Genomic DNA, 23980 nt, shown 5'->3' on the forward strand with positions numbered 1-23980 from the left:
CTGGCGGGAGAATCACCCCTGACAGTTGACCTGTGACAGTTGACAGTTGACCTGTGACAGTTGACAGTTGACCTGTGACAGTTGACCTGTGACAGTTGACCTGTGACAGTTGACCTGTGACAGTTGACCTGTGACAGTTGACCTGTGACAGCTTGCCCGCTCGCAAGGGAGAAGGGTTGACAATTGACAGCTACCTCTACCTAGAAGGAAGAGGATTGCAGTAATGAATCGTCTTCTTTTAATTTCTCCTTAGAAGGGTTCCGGCTTTCAACCAATTCTTTCTGGTAATGTGTAAGTCGAAATCTAGCTTTTAATTATTAGTAAATAATCGTTGATTAGATTGATAGAGTTAAAATTTTCATTCTAGAAAGCGAGAAATTAAAGTCCTTTTATCTAAAAAAATAGCTCATTTCAAGGTGAAGTTGAATGTATTTATCGCCACTGCAATTAAGTAGCAACTCTCAGATTTTTATGAGTGGCGATGTAGTTGTGAATGAGGGTGCTGCGATCGCCCCTGGAGTCATCCTGCAAGCAGATCCCGGCAGCCGGATCTCGATCGCCGCCGGTGCGTGCATCGGCATGGGAGTTATCCTTCACGCCCGCGAAGGTACTCTGGAAATCGGGGCGGGCGTTATTCTGGGTGCAGGGGTGCTGGTTGTCGGTGCGGGGACGATCGGGGCAAATGCCTGTATTGGCGCGGGAACAACGCTGATTAATCCTTGTATTGACCAAATGCAAATCTTGCCAGCAGGTTCTCTGATCGGAGATACAAGCCGCCAAGTCGCGGCATCGGCAACCGCACCAGCGGCTGCTGCACCGGAAACCCCCGAAGCCAGTACGCCAGCAGTTGAGCCGCCAGTCGAGCCGCCAGTCGAGCCGCCAGAACCCGCCCAAACACAGCCTCAAACACCGCCGGAGACAGCCCCCGCTCCGCCACCAGAAACCGCCGCCAATCCGCCTCCCCAACCAGGGGAAGTCCCAACTATTCTGTACGGTCAAGCTCACATCAATCAGTTGCTGGGGACGCTGTTTCCGCACCGACAAGCTTTTAATCGATCGGAGGAAAACGGTCAAACTCTCTCGGGCGGTACCGGATAGCCCTCAGTCGATTTTCCATTTTTCGATTTTCCATTTTTCGATTTACTTGCAGCATTGCATCTGGGAGGTTGCACTCTTGTCTAAATTTTTTTGCTCGCACTCCTGGGGTCGGGCTTGTATCCATTTTCGGGCGTGGTCATTTGTGCAAAAGGCAGCTATGCTGAAGGCAGAATCAAAAAATATAAATAGGTAATCTCATATTATTGGTAGCTCAGCAATTTTTAAGGCCTTGCAGCATAAATATGTATCTTGCAGCTCGTGCAGTCTGTCTTCTCATCTGAGACACTAAAACTATCAACAAATTTTTATTTTGGGAAGTTTCTAAGGGTAATAGAAGATGGACGGACAAACAGATCGTAACAGCAGTCACTCCGAGCGATCGCAGCGCCAGGAATATTTCAAAGACACTGCTTTGGGTTTGGTATCTACCAAGAGTTTTCCGGCAATTGTCGGGACTGCTGACATGATGCTGAAGTCCGCAGGGGTGATTTTAGTAGGATATGAGAAAATTGGTTCCGGTCACTGTACGGCGATCGTCCGGGGCAGAATTTCCGACGTGCGTTTGGCTGTGGAAGCTGGTGCTCAGACAGCCGAACAGTTCGGCCAGTTTGTTTCTAAGTTGGTGATTCCTAGGCCTTTGGCTAATTTGGAAGTGGTTTTGCCGATCGGCTTTCGCCTGACTCAACTGTCGGAAAGCGGCAGTTTTTCTCGGCTGAGCAATCAGGCGATCGGTTTGCTCGAAACGCGCGGATTTCCGGCAATGGTCGGCGCTTGCGATGCTATGCTCAAATCCGCCGACGTACACTTAGCCGCCTACGAGAAAATTGGCGCCGGTTTGTGCACGGCAATTATTCGCGGTGCAGTCGCAGATGTCGCAGTCGCCGTAGAAGCGGGGATGTACGAAGCTGAGCGCATTGGCGAGTTGAACGCGGTGATGGTAATTCCCAGGCCTTTGGAAGATTTGGAACAAACTTTGCCGCTGGCGAGTTGCTGGGTAGAACAGCGCCAACCTGTGATGATGCCCCTGTCGGTTAAGGAAAAGGAAAAAGAATTGATCGAACTTCCAGATTTGGAGAAATTGACTGTTTATGTGGAAGAGGAAATCAATCGCTAATGGGTAATCGGTAATCGGTAATTGGTAATTGCGCAACAAAACTTTGTAGAGACGTGTTGCGGGAAATACTGAGAGTAAGTTTGACAATCAAGATATAAATTTTACTCGGGCGGAGTACGTGCAGTGATTTGTACGCTCGTAGCTGCGTCAAGCTGAATTGGGCTGCCCGTGCCGATCGCATCCGCATCCAGAGACACGGCTCGCCAAGGAAAACTCGATTTTTGAGCGAAAGTCGATCGGGTAAACAATCGAACTGACAGAGTAAATCCAGCCGAATTGCAGCCTCTTTCAAGATGATTTAACTGCTGTTAAAATAAACCTAAAATCCTGTTTCGGGTAGATTTCCTGGAATAAGTCAAGAGTTACTCGGGGTGCTGTGTGGATGCTCTTTCAACAGATTAACGCCTGTCGAGCTCAACACTGAGTGCAAAGGAATCAATCACCAGAATCAAGCCATCAATGAAAGTTGACCTATGAACCTCAAAGAATTGAACCTCAAGCATTTTTACAAGCGCGGTTTGCACAGCGCCAAAAAAGGAAACTACGAAGCAGCACTTGAGGACTTCGATCAGATACTGCAAGTAAATCCCGCCGATGCCAAAGCCTATAACAATCGCGGCTTGGTTTACTATTACATGAAAGACTACCAAAAGGCGATCGCAGACCTCAGCCAAGCACTAGATATCAATCCTAATTTGTTCGAGGCATACTTGAATCGAGGCAATGCTTGGCGCCATCTCGGAGAAAACGACAAAGCCATTGACGATCTAAACTGCGCTTTAGCAAGCAAGCCTGACAGCCACGCTATCTACAACAACCGGGGACTCGTACTTGCTAATTTAGGACATTATGAAGAAGCAATAGAAGACTACAATCAAGCTCTCTCTATCAATTCACAAAATTATAAAACCTATTACAACCGGGGGCGCGCTTACTACCTTTTGGGAGAAAAATATGCAGCAACGGAGAACTTTAACGAAACGCTGCGGTTGAATCCGAGATATATCAAAGCTTATATAAATCGCGGCCTCTCTTACCACCAATTAGGAGACAACACGCAGGCGATCGCCGATTACAACACTGCACTCGGCATCGACGCAAACAATGTTTATGCGTATTATAACAGAGGTTGCGTTCGCTATAAATTAAAACAAATGCAGCTTGCAATTGAAGACTTTAACAAAGCAGTAGAACTCGATCCGAACCACATTAAAGCTTATCTCAATCGGGGTTTAGCGCTGTACAAAATGGGAGATATTGCGACAGCAAATAGGGATTTTTACCACGTAATGTGCATTAATGCTGAAGCTTATGTATACTACCAGGCCCAGCGCTGCACGCCTGATATTAATTCGTATTTCAAGGAAGCGCCGCAGGTGGAACTTAATAATGCTGTAGAATACTACAACACCACATTAAATACGATGTCAACTTCGTTAAGTTCGGCTGCATTAAACGCGATCTGGAATCAAGAAGATTTGGAGAACAGAGACTCGATTATCTGTGAAGGTGAATTTCTCAATGAGTGAATTAATCGGTAGTCCTGCCGTCAGCAGTCATGAGTCCTGCCGTCAGCAGTCATTAGTCCTGCCGTCATTAGTCCTGCCGTCAGTAGTTATTAAATAGGTTATCGAAAAAAATAAAAACTCCTCAGAAACCCGGTTTCTTCGTATATTCCTCGTTACTGAACACAAAATCTTATAGAAATCGGGTTTCTAGCCCGATAGTCATAAAATCAGAGGACTAAAGTCCTCACTACGAACACCTTCATAAAATTGGTTCGTAGTGAGGACTTTAGTCCTCATAAAATCAGAGGACTAAAGTCCTCACTACAAACAAAACACTTTCATAAAATTGGATCGAGCGTGAGGACTTTAGTCCGCATTCATGAAGGACTTGCATTCCGAACGATCGAGCCTTAAATACTGGCCATCACTTCGCGCGCGGCGGCCAAAGTGCGATCGACATCTTCCTCAGTATGAGCCAAAGAAGTAAATCCCGCCTCAAACTGCGAAGGAGCCAGATAAATACCGTGTTCCAACATTCCCCGGTGAAAGCGGCTGAACTTCGTCAAATCCGACTTTTTAGCATCCTCGTAATTGTGAACAGGGCCCGCCGCAAAAAATAAGCCAAACATCCCGCTAATTTGGCCGCCGCAAGCCGCGTGTCCGGTTTCCTTAGCAATTTTTAGCAATCCCTCCGACAGTTTTTTCGTAATCCTGTCCAACTGTTCGTAAGTGCCCGGTTTTTGCAGCAATTCCAAAGTTTTAATCCCAGCAGTCATCGCCAAAGGATTTCCCGAAAGCGTACCAGCTTGATACATCGGGCCTGCGGGAGCCACCATCCCCATAATATCGCGCCGTCCGCCGTAAGCGCCCACCGGCAAACCGCCGCCGATAACTTTACCCAAAGTTGTCAAATCCGGCGTGACACCGAATTTTTGCTGAGCTCCGCCGTAAGCGATGCGGAAACCGGTCATTACTTCATCAAACACCAACAAAGCGCCGTTATCTTTGGTAATTTCCCGCAAACCTTCGAGAAAACCTGCATCTGGAGTAATAAAACCGGCATTCCCGACAACTGGTTCCAGAATTACACCTGATATCTCGCCGGGATTTTCCGCAAATAAAGCTTTAACCGCTTCCAAATCATTGTAAGGAGCGTTGAGGGTGTTGGCGGTAACGGATTTGGGCACGCCCGGAGAGTCGGGAAGGCCCAGAGTTGCGACGCCGGAACCGGCTTTTACCAGGAACATATCGGCGTGCCCGTGATAGCAGCCTTCAAATTTAATCACTTTGTCGCGCCCGGTGAAGGCTCGCATCAGTCGCAAAACGGCCATACAGGCTTCGGTACCGGAATTGACAAATCGCACCATTTCTATGCTGGGAACGGCATCGATGACCATTTCAGCGAGCACGTTTTCCAAAAGCGAGGGTGCTCCGAAACTGGTACCTTTGTCTAAGGATTCGCGAAGGGCTTTGATGACTTCGGGGTGGGCGTGGCCGCAGATAGCCGGGCCCCAAGTGCCTACGTAGTCGATGTATTGGTTTTCGTCAACATCCCAAATATAGGCTCCTTTTACCCTGTCGAATACAATGGGCTGTCCGCCGACGGATTTGAAGGCGCGCACGGGGGAACTGACGCCACCGGGCATCAATTTCTGGGCGGCGGCAAAGATTTCTTCTGATTTGGTCGTTTTCAAGGTTGTGGAAACCAATGTTTTCTCCTTAGTGAAGGTCTTTTGTTGGTAGGATACTTAATATAGCGACTTCAGGTTAAAGGCTAAGCCGATTCAAGGAAACTATAGTAGTAGATTTTAGAATACAAACCAATCTGTAGCAATACTAGCTTGGGTTTTTCAGGCTTTGTAGAACCCGCACCGTGAAGCGAAGCTATCCCGTAGGGAATCGCCCTCAATTGTAATCTTTTGTAAAATAGTTATTGACAATTTGTCCCTAAGTTGCTATTTTGCCACAGGTGTCGATCGCGAAAAACCAGTGTCTTCAGTTACTCGCTTCTGGCTGGAAGATTACCTATCTCTTCTTTTCTTTTCTTGCTCTGTGTCAAGAGTGTCAAGAGCGGTTAATTAAAAAAATTGTCTTACAAAAAAGCGTAAAATTATATTACAAAGTTGCAATAAAATTATGTCTGCTACGGATTTGTCTAGTTTGAGCCGATCGATCCCAATTGAAAAGATCCGTTACGACGATCGCGGTTTAGTACCTGCGATCGTCCAAGATTACTTAGACGGTACGGTGTTGATGATGGCCTGGATGAATCGGGAGTCACTGCAAAAAACCTTGGAAACCGGTCAAACGTGGTTCTGGAGCCGATCGCGCGCCGAATTTTGGAACAAAGGAGCGACTTCGGGACACGTTCAAAACGTAAAAGCGATCCGTTACGACTGCGACAGCGATGCTTTGCTGGTGACAGTGGAACAAGTCGGAGATATTGCTTGTCACACGGGAGAAAGAAGTTGTTTTCACCAAGTTGACGGGGAAATTTCACCGCCGCCTGGAGATATGTTATCTCAATTATTTGAGGTAATTTGCGATCGGCGGGACAATCCTAACGAAACTTCTTATACTTGCAAATTGTTCGAGGGCGGCGACAACAAGATTCTCAAGAAAATTGGCGAAGAATCGGCGGAAGTTGTGATGGCTTGCAAAGATGACGATAAAGACGGGATTGCTGGAGAAGTTGCGGACTTATTTTATCACGCTTTGGTTGCGATCGCTCACCATCAGGTTGATTTGAGGGCGGTTTACCGCAAATTGGGCGATCGGCGAAAATAATCGGTAATTGGTAATTGGGAATTGGTAATTGGAAATTGGTATAGCCTTTTTCACAAAGATGAGGTATTCACGAATTAATTAACAATTCCTCAATCCCCCAATCTCAACTTGTACCTCATATTTTCTCAAACTTCTATAGGTAAGGGCGGGTTCACCAACAATATTTGCCACTCACAGACAAGAGAAATAAACCCGCCCCGCCCCATGCAGAGGCTATATTTTTCCGACTCTAGAAACTAAAAGTAGTGCGGAGAACTCCCACGCCTACAGTATCATTATCCTTAGTACCTTCAGGATTGAACAACACAAAAGCACCCGGTGTAATGCTGATATTATCGTTAACTTTGAAACGATAATAAGCTTCCAAATGATAAGGAGTTGCCTTATTTGCCTGAAAACGAGCACCGCCGCTTACCGAATCCCGATCCAAAGGCTGTCCAAACAGAATACCTGCATTATTGCCCTGTTTGAACAAATCTCGGAAATGGAAACCTACCATCCAACTGTTAAAAGTTGTAGAAGCATTGCTTCTTTCAGCATCAGCAATTATCCAACCTCCATAGGTAGAAACAGCTAATTTCGGAGAAAGCCGCCAAGTTGCAGTACCGCCAAACGAATTAAGCCTCACGCCACCGCTAACAGGTTCTCTATCTCTTCCCAAAATTGAACCCAAATCCGCATCAGACAATCCTGTAGCCAGAATATTCAATTGGTGGCGACTATGAGCGTAATTCAAACCAATGTCAATGCTGCTAGTTGGTTTAATAGTTAACTGTGCCGCAGCAACGGTACTGCCCTCAAATAAACCCGCACCCAACGGAGTAGCCGGAAAGCCCAAATCGTTAGGCAAAGCAGCATTTACACTGCCGTACAAAGCTGTAAGATTGACTTTTTTGGAAAGGTTCCAAATAAACCCACCTGCCGATGCCAAGCCGCTGCCTGAAGTGCCGCCGGATACGCGCACTACAGGGTTGTAACCTCCAAACCTAGAAATAGATTCTTGCCCTTCTCCAGCGAAAGGAGTGATGGCTTGAAAAGCATCAGAAGTTTCAGCTTTCGGGCCCGCGAATAGAGTGATGCTGTTAGAAACTGGAAAAACGTAAAGCAGTTTGTAAAGTTCAACAGTATTGGCGCCAATGCTAGATAAATTCTGAGGATTGATTCCGGGGAATTGCGGCTCAAAACTCAGCCTTGCCTGACTGTCAGACAAACCGCTAAATGCCCCCGTTGACAAACCCAAATCAGGCCCGAAGCTGCGAATGTTGTAGGCTTGCAAGCCTGTGATTAGGGTATCTTTGCCCGTGAAACTGGTCAGCAGATTCAGCCGCAGTCGGTAGTTAAAGACTGTCTGAGTATCGCTGTGATTGTTTTTGGTAGTATCGGCAACACTAAAAATTGCTTCGCCTTTGAGTTTAGTTGTTGTCGAAAATTGATTGGCTTCTAATTCGGCGGTACGCGCTTCTAAAGCATCGACTCTGCCGCGCAAAGTCGCTAATTCTGCTGCAAATTCTTCTTGCAGTCTTTGGAGTTTTGTTAAGTCTTCTTTCGTGGCTAAATTGGTCGTACCTGCTTTAATTAGCTCGTTAACTTTATCCAAGCAAGCGTTTAAACCGGCGGCAAACTCGTAGCGAGTCATTGCCCGATTTCCTCGGAATGTGCCGTCTGGATATCCCGCTATACAGCCGTATCTTTCGACTAAAGATTGCAAAGCTTGAAATGCCCAGTCTGTGGGCCGCACGTCGGAGAGTTGCGATACAGATGTTACCTGTTGTAGTTCGCTGGCTTCTGGGGTTTCGCTGTTGTTTGTTGTGGGTTCTAAGGAATCGCTGTTGGCGATTTCAGCTATTTTTTCGGAAGTTGAGGTTTCTGTTTGGGCAATAACGGGTGCAGGGTTGGGGGCGGGAATTACAGATGTTTTTTCTGTGACTTCTGCTGGTGTCTGCGAGTTTTGGGAAGGGGCAACAGATACTTGTTCTGTGACTTCTGCTGGGGCTGGGTTTGCTGGTTTTTCGGCTAAATTTAATGAGTTTTCCCCGGGATTTTCTGCGGTTAATGCTGCTGTTTCGGGCAGATTCAGGTTGGCAGTTTCTTGGGGGAGATTGGCGAGTTGATTGGTTGTTGAGACGGGGTTGTCAACTTGCAGCCCCTCAACTAATTTTAACTCGGATGTTTCAGGGGCTTTGACCTGATTTTCAACAGTGGTATTCAGGCTAATTTTAGCCTCTGACTCTTTTAAATCTTCAGTACCTAAGGTTTCTTTTTCGGCGACGGGAGGCATCGCTGCCAATGGTAAAGAACCGGCAAGTATATACAGTAAACCTACTGCGCCAGCACTAAATAGTAGATGTGCTTTCACTAGAACTCCTCACAAATTTGATTGTAAAATTGCTATTAGCTTCCTAGGAATTGTAAACCTATTTGGTATCGCCAACCACAAAGTTTTGAGTTAAGAATTCTTATAGGTTTAATAAGATAAGTAAAACTCTTGCCTGCTATCAGAGCTTGAGACCGCTAGGCATTTTTTGCGAGTTATTTATCTATCTGGTGGATTACCGTATCACAAAAGTTGTATTTTAGCAATTATTTTTTTAACATCCGATCGACCTTTTGCAAAATTGCGATCGCCACCATGACACTAAGAGCCAAGCCCAACCAAAAATTATCCGCCCCCCATTTACCCCGATCCAAAGCGAAACCGCCCAGCGGCGGGCCGATTAAATAGCCGATCGCCCAACACTGAGAATTAACCGCCAAATACACGCCGCGCAAAGACTCCGGCGCTAAATCCACCACCAAAGCCGAAGCAAAAGGCGTATAAGCAACAGTCGCCACCGACAAAAAAGTCAAGCCTACAACAGCTAAAAATAGATTACCAGTTGCAGCCATTCCCGTCAAGCCGATCGCAATAAAGCCGATTCCCCACAGCAGCGCCGAAACCATCAAAGCTTGCGGATGAGAAAACCGCCTCAAAGCTTTAACCACCGGCATTTGCAAAGCCACAGTTAAAAACGTGCTAAAAGCAAACAAAACGGTAATTGTACCAGTAGAAAAGCCTGTTCCCGATGTCCCCGCCTGCACAAACTTGCTAAAATACAGCGGCATCGTGGTTTGAATTTGGGAAATGTAGAGAGTGAACAGAGTATTTACCAAAGCATAGATTAGCAAAGTGCGATCGCCCAGCGCCACCATCCAGCCATTTTCCCGAATTTTTTTACCTGTATTCGTTGTGCTAGCGGGTTTGTAGGTTTCTGAAATCGCGAGCGCCACCACCGCAAACAGCACTAAAAACGAGATACCGTCGATAATAAAGAGCGATCGATAATTCCCCGTCACCGCAATCAAAACACCGCCCAAAATAATCCCAACTTGCAAACCCAAATTATCAGCAAGCCGCGTCAAAGCAAAAGCCTCCTGTCGCTGTGCGCCCTCCGTTAAATCCGCCACCATACTTTCCGTTGGAGGCCAATACAAACCCACACCAAAACCCATGAGTAAATTAGCCGCAACTAAACCGGGAAAATCATGAGTCGCCGCCAACATAAAAGAAGCGACAGCCGAAATCATTGCCGCCAGCAATAACGTTCGCCGCCTTCCCCAAAATTGGGAATCGCAAAAAGAACCGCCCAAAATCCGGCCGAATATTCCCGAAATTGAACCGCTACCCAAACCAATCCCAACAGCAGTTGCAGATAAGCCGACGCGATCGACAAAAAAGATCGGCGCGTAAAATAAAGTAAAACCAGTGCCGCTTTGGGAGAGGAATCTGCCGGCGGCGAGAATCCAGACTTGAGTGGGGAGACGGGGAAGCCAAGATGATAGTTGAAATTTAGGCATATATTATTTATAAGAGTCAGGAAGAGTCGGCGGTTGAAACCAGTTCTACACGAACGATGTCCGCCTTCGCGGACTGAAGAATTAAGAGAATATTAAAGCTGGATTGGGTATTATGGAGTTAAAACCAAATTAAACCGTATTTGTTCGCAAGCTTCTCGATAAATTCAAGTATAAGCGGATTCATAAATCACCTTCCCTTTCTCGATGATTTCCCTTACAAATAAATCATTCCAAGCTAGCCGTTGTTCAATTTCAGCAGGAGTTCGCACCAACAAATCTACAGCAAACTTCGGCTGAGTTTGACTTAATATTTCCCAAGTTTTGCGAAAATTATTACCTTCCGAAGATAAAACTACCAACAGATCGACGTCCGAATCGACCGTGGGGTTGACCTAAGCGTAAGAGCCGAACAATATTATTTTTTCCGGTTGGAATTGTTTGGCTATTGCCCGACTCAATTCCATGATTTTGTTCATTTCAATCATTGGCTAATATCTTTGATATTTTTTAATTTAACTGTAAGTAATAATAACACATAAATTTTATTGATTTATCGCTCGAATGAGTAATTATCAAGAGTTTTTTGCGATCGCCACAACTTTTAAACTGTTGCTGCGCGACGATCGCCCGACGGGCGAATGCCAGTAGGGTGCGTCAGCTTTGAGCCATCAATTATCTATGGAACAATCCGCGGATGACGCACCCTACAACTGTTCGATCGCCCGAGCGCCGGCCAGCTTAACAATTCTTATAACTCAGTTACACAAAAGTTACCATGAATTTAAAAATACTTAACACGATTTTAGAAGAAAATTAGTTAAGCTCTTAGAAAGAAGGCAGAAAAAAATTTAGAGGGTCTAATTATATGACAGCTATTACATCGTCGAGAGTGGAATCAATCAGACCCCGCTGGCAAGCAATTGTCATGGTAGCCTTAATTTTCTGGCTCAGCGGTACCGTGATTTTGGATCTATTAGTCATGCCCAGTCTCTACGTATCTGGTATGATGGTATCTCCCGATTTTGCAACGGCAGGAAATTTAATGTTCTGGGGATTCAACCGCGTTGAGTTAATCTGTTCTGGCGTGGTGGCAACGGGTTTGATGGTTTTGAGCAATTTAATGGGTGACGGAAGCAAGCGCAGCCGCACAGCAATCGTATTATCATTGGTACTTCTGGCGATCGCCCTGATTGACACCTACGGCCTCACACCTCAAATGAGCGCCTTGGGAATGCAGCTAAATCTGTTCGACTCCGCCACAGAAGTGCCCGCCGGCATGAATTCACTGCACCAAGGATATTTTGCCTTGGAAGCGCTGAAGTTGGCTGTCGGCGCTACCCTGCTCGGCTGGTGCTACCAAAACGAAGTTTAACCGACACAAGGCTCAGAGGTTGAGTTGACCAAAAAAACTCAACCTGCAGCGGCGGGCGTGAAATCGCGCCCGCCGTTAATTTTTGGGATTTTAGCGATCGGTTTAACTTTCAACAGACGGCGCGCCCTACTCGGAAGCTTGGGCCTCATCTGATGAAGGCCACAGCAGGCGCAAGCCCATCACCGCAAATCCGATCGCCGCGATCGCCTTTACCAGTCGCTCCGGCAACACCTCCGCCGTACCTTGCCCCACTAAAACGCCGATTAAACTCGCCAGCAGCAGCGCCGACGCCGTGCCGAAAAATACAGCCCGCGGCGAGTTGCAACTGCTACCCAGGGCGATCGCAGCCAATTGACTTTTGTCACCCAATTCTGACAAAAATACCGTAATAAAAGTTATTCCTAAAAGTTGCCAATCCATGTTTTTTTTACTTATTAGTTAGCTCTTGTACAAATATACGACTTGCCCGCAGCCTCCAAGAAACCCGGTTTCTCTGCCAAATCTTCGGTTTAACCGCTAAATCTAGCCAGAAACCCGGTTTCTTTCCACATACCCATATGATGATGAGTAATTCCCAAATCTAAAATCTAAAATCCAAAATCTAAAATCGTTTAACTCAGCACTTCCCACAGCAAAACCGCCGAAATTGCCAGCAAAATCACTCCCGCTGCTCTCTCCAAAGTTTTCGGAGCAATCCGACTAGCCAGCCACCTTCCCAGCAAAACCCCCAGCAAACTGGTTGCTATCAAAGCCGAACCCGCACCCGCAAACACAATCCAAGGATTCCGAGATTCAGCCGTCATCAGCAAAATCGCGAGCTGAGTTTTGTCTCCAACTTCAGCCAAAAAAATAGTTGCAAAAGTCGAGGCAAAAATTGCCCAGTGCTTGGGCTTCAGTCCTTTTTCTTCCAGACAAATATCGGGATTTGCACTAACTGAAACTTTAGCCCGCTCCGGGGTTAAAGCAGCACAACTCTTAGAAGCCTCTTTTATTTGTACTTGTAGGTGTTGCGGCAAATCGGAATTGGGGGTTGGTGAGTCAGAAGCAGACAAGCTTGGCGGTACAGAATCAAGTTTCACGGGCAATGAGTGCTAAACGCTATTTATTTTTGACTTCTAGTTTTAATCTTAACTTTCCGTGTGTCTGCTTTTACCTGCGCCAGGGTCATCTTTTTCGCCGGAGATTTCAGCAACTGATTCCTGAAACAACTCACCGCACCCACACACGGATAGAAGCCCCACAGTTATCTGTCGAGTCAATCCAAAATCCAAAATCTAAAATCCAAAATCCAAAATCTTCTGGTTCAGGTGCCGTAAGTTCGATCGCCCGCATCACCCAAACCAGGTACAATAAAACCCTGTTCGTTGACTATTTCGTCGATCGTTGCCGTGTAAATAATCAAACTCGGGTACTCTGCACTCAGCCTCTTCAAAGCCGGAGGAGCAGCCACCACAGAGATAATCCGAATCAAGTTTGGGTCAATTCCCCGTGCAGTCAATTCCTGCATTGTCGCTATAATCGTGCCACCAGTCGCCAGCATCGGCTCGCTAATTATCACTCGCGTTTCCGGGTTAAACTGCGCCGGCAATTTGTTCAAATAACAAGTCGGTTCCAGCGTCTCCTCATTTCTCGCCATGCCGAGGTGGTAAACCGAAGCCAGCGGCACAACCGTCTGAATTCCTTCCAGCAGTGACAAACCCGCCCGCAAAATCGGTACCACAACTAACGGAGCTTCCGGGTTGATAAAAGTCGCCGGACATTCTGCCAAAGGCGTCTGCACCGTTGTGTCCACTGTCGGCAGCCACTCTCGAATTGCCTCGTAGGCCAGCCAGCGTCCCAATTCTGTCATCGCAGAACGAAAAAGTACCGAGGGGGTGGCGGCGTCGCGGGCGACAGCCAGCCAGTGTTTAATTAACGGATGCGGGGGAACGTAAACGCGCAGTTGCAGAGACATTAGGAAATTGGGGATATTGCTAGGTTTGAGGGATTTTATACACTGCGTCGATCCTCTTCGAGGGTTTCGCCAACGGGCGATCGATCGCTCTGTGCAACTTACCACATCCGTGAGCGCCCATACAAGCCGTAGAGAGAGAATCGACATCTTGCACCATTTTCAAGATTGCCGCCGCGGTTTCAAACCCCCGCCGAACGAGATCCCATTCCTCTAAATACCATTCCACAGCAACCAAATCAACCTCAAATTTAGTCGTCTCTTTAGCCCTTTTCAAAGGACTTCAGCTTTGAGGCAGCGGTTTTAACCCCGGCCCTCGGATTCTCGGGCCGGACTGTTGCGACTTTTCCCAAGCCGTCCGTTAGAACCCATTTGCCGATCGACGGACGCCAGCTTATTGAAATATTTTTCCAATAGTATTGACATAGATTAGCAACAAGGCTATAGTAATTTTTAGTGTTCTCCTCTCAAAGGATCGGCAGACGGGGGCAGTCGGCAATGGTAGACTGTTCCCGCATTTTTTTTTGAAGCAGGGGCACGGGGAATTGGTAATTGGGCATCGGTAATTGGTAATTGGGCCGGTGTAGCATCGGGAATTGGTAGCCACTAACAAATAACTAATGACTGCTGACTAAGGACTTCTTCCTTCTGGAGCGATCGACTGTAAAATTGTAGAAATATTAAGATTTTTAACCTAATGTCAGCCCCTACCCAATCCCAGTTATTCTCTCCCAACTCCCGCCCGACAGAGCAAGAGTTTGATGTGATTGTCATCGGTTCCGGTATTGGCGGACTCGTGACAGCCACCCAGCTAGCAGCCAAGAAAGCCAAAGTTTTGGTGCTCGAAAGCTACACAATTCCGGGGGGAAGCGCTGGATATTTCGATCGAGAAGGCTACAGATTTGATGTCGGAGCCTCCATGATATTTGGGTTCGGACAGCGCGGCACCACCAACCTCCTCACGCGCGCCCTGAAAGCAGTCAACGTCACCCTAGAAACAATTCCCGATCCCGTACAGCTTCACTATCACCTACCCAGCGGCTTGGATCTGGAAGTTCCCCAGCCTTATGACAAATATTTGCAAGAATTAATTGACAGATTCCCTCACGAGCGCTCCGGCATCCAGAAATTTTACGGCGAATGCTGGAACGTCTTCAACTGCCTCAACGGCATGGAATTGCTATCGCTAGAAGAACCTGGATATCTAGTTAGAGTATTTTTTCAGAATCCTTTAGCCTGTTTGGGATTAGTAAAATATCTGCCTCAAAATACTGGCGACATTGCGCGGCGCTACATAAAAGACCCTACTTTGCTCAAATTTATCGACATGGAATGCTACTACTGGTCAGTAGTACCGGCAGACTTAACGCCGATGATTAACGCCGGAATGGTATTTTCCGACAGACATTACGGCGGCATCAATTATCCCAAAGGCGGAGTCGGTCAAATTGCCCAAAAATTAGTAGAAGGATTAGAAAAATGCGGCGGGAAAATTCAATACAAAGCTAAGGCGAAAAAAATTATCACCGAAAACGGCCGCGCTGTCGGAGTCGAACTCGCAACCGGCGAAGTTTACCGGGCCAAGCGCATAGTTTCTAACGCCACGCGGTGGGATACTTTCGAGAAATTGCTGCCCGCAGAAGAAATGCCCGCTAGCGAGAAGAAATGGCAGCAGCGCTATCAAAAAGCCCCCAGTTTCTTGAGCTTGCATTTGGGAGTAGAAGCCAGCGTCATCCCTGCTGGTACTGCCTGCCACCACATTTTGTTAGAAGATTGGGACAAAATGGAAGCACCGGAGGGAACAGTTTTAGTGTCTGTTCCGACGGTGCTAGACCCGGATTTAGCTCCCGAAGGATATCATATTGTTCACGCTTTTACGTCAAGCTGGATGGAAGAGTGGGAAGGACTTTCGCCGCAGGAATACGAGGATAAAAAAGAAGAGGCAGGCGGCAGAATTATTGACAGATTAGAAAAGATTTTCCCCGGTTTAGATGCTGGTTTGGATTATATGGAAGTCGGGACGGCGCGTTCTCACCGCCGCTTTTTGGGGCGCGAAGACGGAACTTACGGGCCGATTCCCCGGCAGAAGTTAATGGGTTTGCTGGGAATGCCGTTTAATCGAACTTCTATGCCTGGTTTGTATTGTGTGGGCGATAGTACGTTTCCGGGACAGGGTTTAAATGCGGTGGCGTTTTCTGGCTTTGCTTGCGCGCACAGAATTGCTGTGGATTTGGGTTTTTAGTGGTAGGGTGCGTCAGATTTTTATCTGGACATACCGGAGAAAATCTGATTTGGTATCCGCTAAAATAACCCCAATCAGGTTTGAGCGTTCGGACTGAGCGTCCGCTCTTATTTGATGGGGACTGAAATTCTCATTACGAACCTAAAGACTAAAAACCCGGTTTGTAGTGTGGACTGAGCGTCCGCTCTTGTTTGATGGGGACTGAAATTCTCATTACGAACCTAAAGACTAAAAACCCGGTTCGATCGTTCGGACTGAGCGTCCTATCTTATTGGATGAGGACGCTCAGTCCGAACATCGAACCTAAAGACTAAAAACCCGGTTTCTGGGGAGAAACCGGGTTTTTAAACTGAAAATTGGCGATTTGCATTCTTTAAAAGAGTTTATTGGTCGTAGCTGCCGCCGATGCCGATTTGGGTATTGTAGATTTTGGCATCAGTAATAATCATATTTTCCATTGATGCGCCGGATACGTCAGCGGTGTTGATGATGGCGGCGGTTAGATTTGCCCGATCGAGGTCTGCGTCATTTAAACTGGCATTAGTCAGGAAAACTGCGGTTAAGTTAGCGCCCGTCAAGTCAGCGCCCGTCAAGTCAGCGCCTTCGAGGTTGGCCTGAGAGAGGTTTGCGCCTTGCAAATTTGCTTCTCTCAAATCTGCACCAATTAAATGGGCCCCGGCAAAATTTGCTCCCGACAAGTCGCACTGAAAACATTGCCCCGTTGACAGTAACTGTTTGACCTGAGCGGGATTTCCAGCGCGAGCCGGGCCGGCCAACAGTAGGGGAGTAATTAAAAGAGTAGCGGCTAGTAGATGGCGTTTCATAATCCCTTTTCCTCAGCAAACTGGGTGTTTAAGTTCTTGTCTTTATATCTACAATCTTACCACCGTTGTTTTCGCTCTTTGCGATCGAATTCACAGAGCTGCTGTGACATCGATTGCCCTCGACAACGCACAGATGGTCTGGAAAGCTCGCAAAACTTAATGTCGCAAAACTTAACAATGCCGAGTTCAATACAGTGTCTTTTGGTAGTAACATTTTCTAGGTTAGCTAGGACAGCCAACAGAGGTTTATTTCTCAAGATGGATACGATCGGCGATGGATAATGTTATATGTTGATTTGAGGGCAAAAAGTTCCAAACAAATAGATATTTTTTAATAAAACTGTCACTGGACAGAATTTTTACACTTAAAATCAAGATACGGTTATAACTTTATAGGTAGAAGGAGAGCCGTCAGTCGATTTGGGATTTTAGATTTTAGATTTTAAATTGACTCCACAGATTCATCTAGGAGCAGGAACAGGAGTCTCAAATTTTGAGCTGTCGGCGACTGACCTCGAAGGCTTGTATCCGTTTTAGGGCGGGTCACCGGCCAGATCCCTAGCCCAGATAGGGTGCATTTTTAACAAAAAATTTTAATTATGTCTCAGCAGCGCTGTAAAAATCCACCTATTGCTTGGAAAGCAGCGCTGTTTAGGAATGTCGCAGACTCAACGCGATCGCAAAAATGAATTAAATATGCTCAAAAACGATTCCTCCAAGTATCTGCCGACTTTAGATCGAGTAATTGACCGCTCCCCCTTGACAGTTGCACCCCGTACCCCGCTCGCAGAAGTAATTACCCTGATGGGCCAACGGCGCCCAAGTTGCTCTCTAAACGCAGACATTCCACCAACCGATATCTACCAGCAACTAACAGAAATCGCCAATCCCGTCACCTCAAGCGCCCTCAGAGACGCGACAGGTATCTGCGTCTTTGTCGTGGAAAAATTAGGAGCAAAATCCGACTCGCAATCTGGTCAAAATTCTCAATTGCAAGGAATCTTCACCGAGAGGGATCTCGTCGATTTGATTGCGTCGGGCAAAAACTTAAAAAATGTCACCATCGCAGAAGTCATGAAGCAGCCTGCGGCAACTCTCACCTTTGGTGAAGAGCAAGACATTTTCAGCGCCATAATTCTGCTGGGCCAACAAAGAATTCACCACCTCCCAATATTGGATAATGGCGGCCAACTCCTAGGAGTAATTACGCCGGAAAGCATTCGCCAAGCGATGGTGCAACCGACAAATATCTTAAAAATGCGCCGCGTGAAAGAAGTAATGACCGCACAAGTCATTCAAGCACCTGTCACGGCGTCAGTTATCAGTTTGGCAGAGTTGATGGCGCAGCACCGCGTTAGCTGCGTGGTAATTACAGCATCAACAGAATTATCGATGAATTTGCCGTTCCCAATTCCCGTAGGTATCGTCACAGAACGGGATATTGTGGAATTTCAAGCTTTAGATATAGATTTGTCGCAGACGATCGCCCAAACTGTGATGAGTACCCCCTTATTTAGTCTCAAGCCCGAAGACTCGCTGTGGGTAGCTCATCAGGAAATGCAGCAGCGTTTAGTCCGCAGGTTGGTAGTAACGGGGGTTAGGGGAGAAATGCTGGGAATAGTTACTCAAAGCACCTTGCTGCGCGTACTTGACCCGATGGAAATGTCCGGGGCGATCGATATTTTGCACGCCAGCGTCCAACAACAGACTAGCCAATTGCAAAAAGCGATCGCATCGCTGAGCTTGACTAACGCCCGACTGGAAAGGGAAATCGCTACCCGCCAGCAGACCGAGGTGCGGCTGCAACTGCTAGAATCTGCCGTAGTTAACGCTAACGACGCGATCGTGATTATGGATGCGGGATACAGCGATATCTCCGATCCCAGCATCATCTACGTCAACCAAGCTTTTACCCAAATGACCGGTTATCGCCCCGAAGAAATTATCGGCCAAACACCGAGTTGTCTGCGCGGGCCCGACAGCGACGGCGTTCAAGTTGCCAAAATTCGCCGCGCTTTCTCTCGCCGAGAACCGCTGCGCTTGGAATTGATCAACTACCGCAAAGACGGTTCAACTTATTGGGTGGAACTCAACAGCGTACCTGTTGCTGACGAGTTGGGGAACCTCACGCACTGGGTGTCCGTGCAGCGGGATATTAGCGATCGCAAGCGCATGGAACAAGCATTTTTTGAGGAAAAAGAACTCGCTCAGGTTACTCTACAATCGATCGGCGACGCGGTAATCGCTACTGACAGCGACGGCTGCATTTCTACCCTCAATCCAGTGGCCGAAAAACTCACGGGTTGGTCAACCTCGGAAGCTAAAGGTTTGCCCCTCGCCAGCGTGCTGAGAATAGTTGACGAAACTAGCAGGATGCCGATCGAAAATATCGCCCAAATCGCTTTGTACGAAGGTCGGATTGTTGACCAAGGCCACAACAGCTTGCTGATTGCGCGCCACAACCGCGAATTTGCGATCGACCACTGCGTCGCCCCCATCCACGCCAGCAACAGGGAAATCGTCGGCGCTGTCGTTGTGTTCCGAGATGTCACCCAAGTGCGAACTCAAGCGCGGCAGCTCACCTGGCAGGCAACTCACGACCCCCTGACGCAATTAGTCAACCGCCGCGAATTTGAGTACCAGCTAGAACACGCCCTGCACAGCGCTCAAGGTTACGGCCAAGAACACGTGATGCTTTATCTGGATCTCGATCGCTTCAAAATAGTTAACGATACTTCTGGTCACGTTGCAGGCGACGAACTGCTGCGCCAAGTCAGCCAGCTATTTAAAAGCAATATCCGCAAAACCGATATTTTGGCGCGTCTGGGCGGTGATGAATTTGCCGTACTCCTGTACAATTGTCCCCCCGAACAGGGCTTAGATATTGCAGAATTGCTGCTCTCTAGCATTCAGGGATTCCGGTTTGGGTGGCAGGACAAAACTTTTTCGATCGGCGTCAGTATCGGTTTGGTGGCAATTAATCCCAAAACAGCATCGACATCTGCGGTGTTGAGCGCGGCCGATATTGCCTGCTACGCTGCGAAAAATAAAGGCCGCAACCGGGTGCAGGTTTATCGAGCGGGCGATCGAGAATTAATCAAACAGCACGGCGAAACCCAGTGGGTGGTGCAAATTAATCAAGCTTTAGAAGAGAATAGCTTTCGCTTGTACTCTCAGCCGATCGTACCTTTGCCGGGGCTCCCCACCACCGGCACCCACTGCGAAATCCTGCTCCGCATCCAGCTTGAAACTGGTCAGTTGGTGTCGCCGATGGCGTTTATTCCGGCTGCCGAACGCTACAACTTGATGCACGCGATCGATCGCTGGGTAATACGCACTTTATTTAGTAATTTATCTAAAATTTTCACGGCAAATCTATTAGTGCAAAACCCCGGGGCCGACAGCGATAAAATAGTTACCTTGCCTGCGGGTTCTCCCCAGTCTAATTCACAATCCTCATTTGAAAAATATCCCAGCCTTTATGCAATCAACCTTTCTGGGGACAGCATCAACGAAGAAAAGTTGATCGACTTTATTCAAGAGCAGTTTTCTATCTATCAAATACCGCCGGAAATAATTTGTTTTGAAATTACCGAAACCGTGGCGATCGCTAATCTCAGCAAAGCAGCCAGCTTGATTTGGAAACTCAAGGAACTCGGCTGCCAGTTTGCCTTGGACGACTTCGGCAGCGGGATGTCTTCCTTTGCTTACCTCAAAAGCTTGCCGGTTGATTATCTAAAAATTGACGGCAATTTTATTAAGCATCTTGCCGACAATCCTATTGATGTCGCAATGGTAGAAGCTATTACCAAAATTGCTCGCGTCATGGGAATCAAAACTATTGCCGAGTATGTGGAAAGTCAAGCTGTTATGGATAAACTCAAGGAACTTGGGGTAGATTACGCTCAAGGTTATTATTTGGGAAAGCCTCAACCTTGTAACTTTGTATCTCCTAATTTAGAGGAAGTTTTGGAGGAATTTTCGGTTAATTCTTTGGCTTTTGAGGCCAAGTTGGCTTCTTGAAGAGTTGACAGTTGACAGTTGACAGTTGACAGTTGACAGTTGACAGTTGACAGTTGTCATTGGGCAGTTGACAGTTGACAGTTGTCATTGGGCAGTTGTCATTGGGAATTGGGAATTGGGCAATTCTCCCTCTTCCCTCTTCCTTCTTCCTTCTTCCTTCTTCCTTCTTTCTTCTTCCTTCTTCCTTCTTCCTTCTGTCAAGCGGTCTCAGGTCAACTGATAGCAGCTTCAATGTACTTACTGTCTAACAGAAAAGCACCTTTTTCAAAGCGAATGCCCCAATAATTGCCGGGACGGCGATCGATCACAACACCCTCAGCGCCGATCGCAATTACATTCGCAGGCCGCAGCACCGGCATCGGTTCAGCAGTTTTCACGTAAGGCGGCATAGCCACAACTCGGACTTTTTGACCCACGGTAAATTCTTTTTCCATAGTTTTTATGTTTTTATTGGCGATCGTGGCACGGCTAGGCTAGCCAGAATTCATTGTGGCGCACTTTTGGCAGAATTCCCCTCTACACGACCCAAAAATAGGTACAAACCCACAACTTAAGTCGGGGAGAGATTAAGATTTTAGAGCAAAGTTCAACCTCCTAGATTCAATACGTGCAAGTAAATCTAAAATCTAAAATCTAAAATCTAAAATCGACTGACAGCTTTGTGCCAAACTAAGAATTGATAGAAAATGGCTGATATGAAAGTAGGGGATAGTTGCTATGGCTACAAGTCGTCGCATTGAGCGCGTAGCTTCAATGATTAAACGGGAAGTCAGCCTGATGTTGCTGAATGGAATCAAGGACGATCGTGTAGGTGCGGGTATGGTTAGCGTTACCGATGTGATTGTTTCGGGAGACCTTCAGCATACAAAGATTTTTGTCAGCATCTACGGTACGGATGAGGCGAAAGCCGAGACTATGGAGGGTTTGAAATCTGCAACTAGCTACGTCCGCAACCAGTTGGGCCAACGGTTGCAACTGCGCCGCACCCCGGAAGTAATATTTCTCGAAGACCGTTCTTTGGAACGGGGCGATAAAATGCTGATACTGTTGAATCAGCTTTCTGCCGATCGCAAACCGGATATTCTAGATGGGGATGAAGAATTGGCCGACGACGAAAGTTCGGCAACGGATTCGGTAACGGATGTAACGGATGGATTTTGAGAGTCCGATGGGGTTCGGGGGAGAATTGCCCAATTCCCGATTACCAATTCCCGATTACCAATTCCCGATTACCAATTCCCAAATCTAAAATCTCAAATCTAAAATCTAAAATCGAATGATTGACAATCTTTCCTTACCCGAACTGGTAGCCCAGATGTTCGTGGTGCGCGCTTCAGGCTACTTGTTCGACCACCAAATTCGCTATCGGGCCTGGGAACCAACGGCCGACAAACTCCGCTATTATCTCGAAAAGTTGGGCGTCGGTGGGGTGATTTTGGTGGGGGGAAGTGCTGCTGAGTTGGCGGTTCGATCGCACCAATTGCAATATGCGGCAAAATTTCCGCTGCTGGTGGCGGCTGATATTGAAGAAGGTGTCGGCCAGCGGTTCGCCGGGGCGACTTGGTTCGGGCCGCCGATGGCTATTGCTGAAATTGCGCGGCACGATGCAGGTAAAGCCTCACGATATGCTGAACAAATGGGCGCTGTGACTGCGATCGAAGCTAGGGCGATCGGTCTCAATTGGATTCTCGCACCAGTGGTTGATGTTAACAACAATCCCGACAATCCGGTGATTAACGTCCGCGCTTTTGGCGAGACACCGGAAATTGTCGGAAAATTAGCCGCTGCTTTTATTCGCGGCGCTCTCAAACACCCGGTTTTGACTACGGCCAAGCATTTTCCCGGCCACGGAGATACGGCGGTTGATTCTCACTTGGAATTGCCGGTGTTGCCGCATTCGCCCGATCGATTCGCTTCTGTTGAGTTGCCGCCTTTTGTAAGCGCGATCGCCGCTGGGGCCGATGCTGTGATGAGTGCCCACTTGCTGATTCCGGCTTGGGATGACCAGTTTCCGGCTACTCTTTCTCGCAAAATTTTGATTGGGAAGCTGCGGGAAGAGTTGGGATTTGAGGGTTTGATCGTGACTGATGCTTTGGTGATGGGCGCGATCGCCAATAAGTACGGCGCTAATGAAGCTGCTGTTTTGGCGGCCGAGGCTGGTGCTGATGTTTTGCTGATGCCGCTTGACCCGGAAGGGGCGATTCTCGCGGTCTGCGAAGCTGTCACTCAAGGGCGAATTGAAATATCACAAATAAAGGAATCTGTCAAGCGAATTTGGCAGGCGAAAATTAAGGTGGGTTTGTCGATCTTTGACCCCCCCCAACCCCCCCGGGCTTCGGGGGGGAGTTTGAATCCAGCATTAATCAACCTGAGTTTGCTAGCTACAGCAGAGGCAGTAGCAACTGCTGCCGATATTTTGCGAGATTCGTTGAAATTTGGTGGCGAGCTGCCTTTACAGGTGAACAAGCCGTCAGAGAGCCAATTTTTGCGGAATTTGATTGTGGTGGACGATGTTTTGGGGTGCGAGTTTTTGGGGAAACACACTCCGGCGATCGCCATTCCCGAACAGTTTGGTTACGAATTGCAACTAATTGACGATCGCACAGGCGCGATCGTTGATAATTCAGGTGCAGAGCATTTTTCTCCGACACTGCTGCAAATTTTCATTCGCGGCAATTGCTTCCGAGGCAGTGCTGGTTTGACCCAATCCGCGAAAGATTGGTTTAATAAATTATTAAGGACTGGAGAACTGCAAGGTGTGCTAATTTACGGAAGTCCCTACGTTTTAGAGCAATTCTTGCCACACTTGCCTCCGAGTATTCCTTATGTATTTTGTTTCGGGCAGATGCCCGCAGCGCAATCTCTCGCTCTAGAGTTGCTGTTGGGCACTGACAAAACGGGCACTGCTTGAGTTTTCGCCCCCTCGCGAATCTTTCCTTTACTGCTGCGTCAGGACTTAAATTCATCAACCCGGTTTCTCGCCTGAAATTTGGTCGATCGCGGCTAAGCATCCATGCAGAAACCGGGAATCGATTTGTGGTGCCTAAGTCCTTAATTGAGCTTTGCAGCACATCCCCCTGTTAGTCGGGAAAATTTGTCGCGTCTCAAAAATCCCCACACAGATCCGATCGCTTACTCATCTTTCCTATAACTTTTTTTTAACTTAATCAGTCAACTGTATACCAATATACTGAAAAAAAATTAACTTACATATTCGTAAGTTTGGA

19 protein-coding genes and 1 pseudogene are annotated in these 23980 nt (G+C 47.4%); 9 read left to right on the plus strand and 11 right to left on the minus strand.

All coding sequences use genetic code 11. From position 1 onward, the window contains the following. Nucleotides 1-426: 426 nt before the first annotated feature. Nucleotides 427-1098: a carbon dioxide concentrating mechanism protein gene (locus QUB63_RS09420; protein WP_332944669.1), complete on the plus strand. Its 672-nt coding sequence runs from the start codon at nt 427-429 to the stop codon at nt 1096-1098. Nucleotides 1099-1435: 337 nt separating this feature from the next. Then, on the plus strand, nt 1436-2212 hold the full coding sequence (locus QUB63_RS09425) for a carbon dioxide-concentrating mechanism protein CcmK (RefSeq protein ID WP_332944670.1): 777 nt from the start codon (nt 1436-1438) through the stop codon (nt 2210-2212). On the opposite strand, the gene QUB63_RS09430 is transcribed toward QUB63_RS09425, so the two are convergent. After that, nucleotides 2202-2504, minus strand: a complete 303-nt coding sequence (locus QUB63_RS09430) for a hypothetical protein (RefSeq protein WP_332944671.1) — start codon at nt 2502-2504, stop codon at nt 2202-2204. The two genes, QUB63_RS09425 and QUB63_RS09430, sit on opposite strands and share 11 nt — an antisense overlap. Before the next feature lie 181 nt (nt 2505-2685). Here QUB63_RS09430 and QUB63_RS09435 point away from each other — a divergent pair, with 181 nt between their 5' ends. Next, nucleotides 2686-3741 (plus strand): tetratricopeptide repeat protein, encoded by a 1056-nt coding sequence (locus QUB63_RS09435; protein WP_332944672.1) that lies wholly within the window; start codon nt 2686-2688, stop codon nt 3739-3741. Between the two features lie 389 nt (nt 3742-4130). On the opposite strand, the gene hemL is transcribed toward QUB63_RS09435, so the two are convergent. Then, nucleotides 4131-5429 carry a glutamate-1-semialdehyde 2,1-aminomutase gene (hemL, locus tag QUB63_RS09440; protein ID WP_332944674.1) on the minus strand — a complete coding sequence of 433 codons (1299 nt, stop codon included), beginning with the start codon at nt 5427-5429 and terminating at the stop codon, nt 4131-4133. A 427-nt stretch (nt 5430-5856) separates the two neighbouring features. On the opposite strand from hemL, the gene hisIE reads away from it, so the two are divergent. Next, nucleotides 5857-6507, plus strand: a complete 651-nt coding sequence (gene hisIE, locus QUB63_RS09445) for a bifunctional phosphoribosyl-AMP cyclohydrolase/phosphoribosyl-ATP diphosphatase HisIE (protein ID WP_332944675.1) — start codon at nt 5857-5859, stop codon at nt 6505-6507. A 229-nt stretch (nt 6508-6736) separates the two neighbouring features. Here the strand turns inward: hisIE and QUB63_RS09450 are convergent, their stop codons facing one another. From QUB63_RS09450 to QUB63_RS09460, 3 genes and pseudogenes are all read right to left on the minus strand, one after another. Beyond that, the gene (locus QUB63_RS09450) at nt 6737-8863 is read right to left on the minus strand and encodes an iron uptake porin (RefSeq protein WP_332944677.1); all 2127 of its coding nucleotides are present in this window, start codon (nt 8861-8863) and stop codon (nt 6737-6739) included. 224 nt (nt 8864-9087) lie between these two features. Next, a complete protein-coding gene (locus QUB63_RS09455) occupies nt 9088-10341 on the minus strand; it encodes an MDR family MFS transporter (protein WP_332944679.1) in 1254 nt (417 codons plus the stop codon). A 164-nt stretch (nt 10342-10505) separates the two neighbouring features. Then, nucleotides 10506-10712: pseudogene (locus tag QUB63_RS09460) on the minus strand (nucleotidyltransferase domain-containing protein); the annotation flags it as partial. 494 nt (nt 10713-11206) lie between these two features. Here QUB63_RS09460 and QUB63_RS09465 point away from each other — a divergent pair. Next, entirely contained in the window at nt 11207-11713 is a 507-nt protein-coding gene (locus QUB63_RS09465; RefSeq protein ID WP_332944680.1) for a hypothetical protein, read from the plus strand. A gap of 126 nt (nt 11714-11839) precedes the next feature. On the opposite strand, the gene QUB63_RS09470 is transcribed toward QUB63_RS09465, so the two are convergent. From QUB63_RS09470 to QUB63_RS09485, 4 genes are all read right to left on the minus strand, one after another. Then, nucleotides 11840-12133: a TMEM165/GDT1 family protein gene (locus QUB63_RS09470; RefSeq protein ID WP_332944681.1), complete on the minus strand. Its 294-nt coding sequence runs from the start codon at nt 12131-12133 to the stop codon at nt 11840-11842. Nucleotides 12134-12324: 191 nt separating this feature from the next. Further along, nucleotides 12325-12792 carry a TMEM165/GDT1 family protein gene (locus QUB63_RS09475; protein WP_332944682.1) on the minus strand — a complete coding sequence of 156 codons (468 nt, stop codon included), beginning with the start codon at nt 12790-12792 and terminating at the stop codon, nt 12325-12327. A 224-nt stretch (nt 12793-13016) separates the two neighbouring features. Beyond that, complete coding sequence (upp, locus tag QUB63_RS09480) at nt 13017-13667, minus strand: uracil phosphoribosyltransferase (RefSeq protein ID WP_332944683.1); 651 nt, start codon at nt 13665-13667, stop codon at nt 13017-13019. A gap of 19 nt (nt 13668-13686) precedes the next feature. Beyond that, a complete protein-coding gene (locus tag QUB63_RS09485) occupies nt 13687-13941 on the minus strand; it encodes a hypothetical protein (protein WP_332944684.1) in 255 nt (84 codons plus the stop codon). 420 nt (nt 13942-14361) lie between these two features. Here QUB63_RS09485 and crtH point away from each other — a divergent pair, with 420 nt between their 5' ends. Further along, entirely contained in the window at nt 14362-15906 is a 1545-nt protein-coding gene (gene crtH / locus QUB63_RS09490) for a carotenoid isomerase (RefSeq protein WP_332944686.1), read from the plus strand. 383 nt (nt 15907-16289) lie between these two features. Here crtH and QUB63_RS09495 read toward each other — a convergent pair whose 3' ends face one another. Further along, nucleotides 16290-16730 carry a pentapeptide repeat-containing protein gene (locus QUB63_RS09495; RefSeq protein WP_332944687.1) on the minus strand — a complete coding sequence of 147 codons (441 nt, stop codon included), beginning with the start codon at nt 16728-16730 and terminating at the stop codon, nt 16290-16292. A 657-nt stretch (nt 16731-17387) separates the two neighbouring features. Here QUB63_RS09495 and QUB63_RS09500 point away from each other — a divergent pair. After that, nucleotides 17388-20753: an EAL domain-containing protein gene (locus QUB63_RS09500; protein ID WP_332944689.1), complete on the plus strand. Its 3366-nt coding sequence runs from the start codon at nt 17388-17390 to the stop codon at nt 20751-20753. Nucleotides 20754-20965: 212 nt separating this feature from the next. Here QUB63_RS09500 and sipA read toward each other — a convergent pair whose 3' ends face one another. After that, on the minus strand, nt 20966-21187 hold the full coding sequence (gene sipA / locus QUB63_RS09505; protein WP_332944690.1) for a regulatory protein SipA: 222 nt from the start codon (nt 21185-21187) through the stop codon (nt 20966-20968). A gap of 283 nt (nt 21188-21470) precedes the next feature. On the opposite strand from sipA, the gene rbfA reads away from it, so the two are divergent. Beyond that, the gene (rbfA, locus tag QUB63_RS09510) at nt 21471-21914 is read left to right on the plus strand and encodes a 30S ribosome-binding factor RbfA (protein WP_332944691.1); all 444 of its coding nucleotides are present in this window, start codon (nt 21471-21473) and stop codon (nt 21912-21914) included. Nucleotides 21915-22029: 115 nt separating this feature from the next. Next, nucleotides 22030-23664, plus strand: coding sequence for a glycoside hydrolase family 3 protein (locus QUB63_RS09515; protein WP_332944692.1), 1635 nt, complete (start codon nt 22030-22032; stop codon nt 23662-23664). Nucleotides 23665-23980 lie beyond the last annotated feature (316 nt).

The organism is Microcoleus sp. ARI1-B5, from assembly GCF_036705795.1.
In the GTDB taxonomy this organism is placed as follows: Bacteria; Cyanobacteriota; Cyanobacteriia; order Cyanobacteriales; family Microcoleaceae; genus Microcoleus.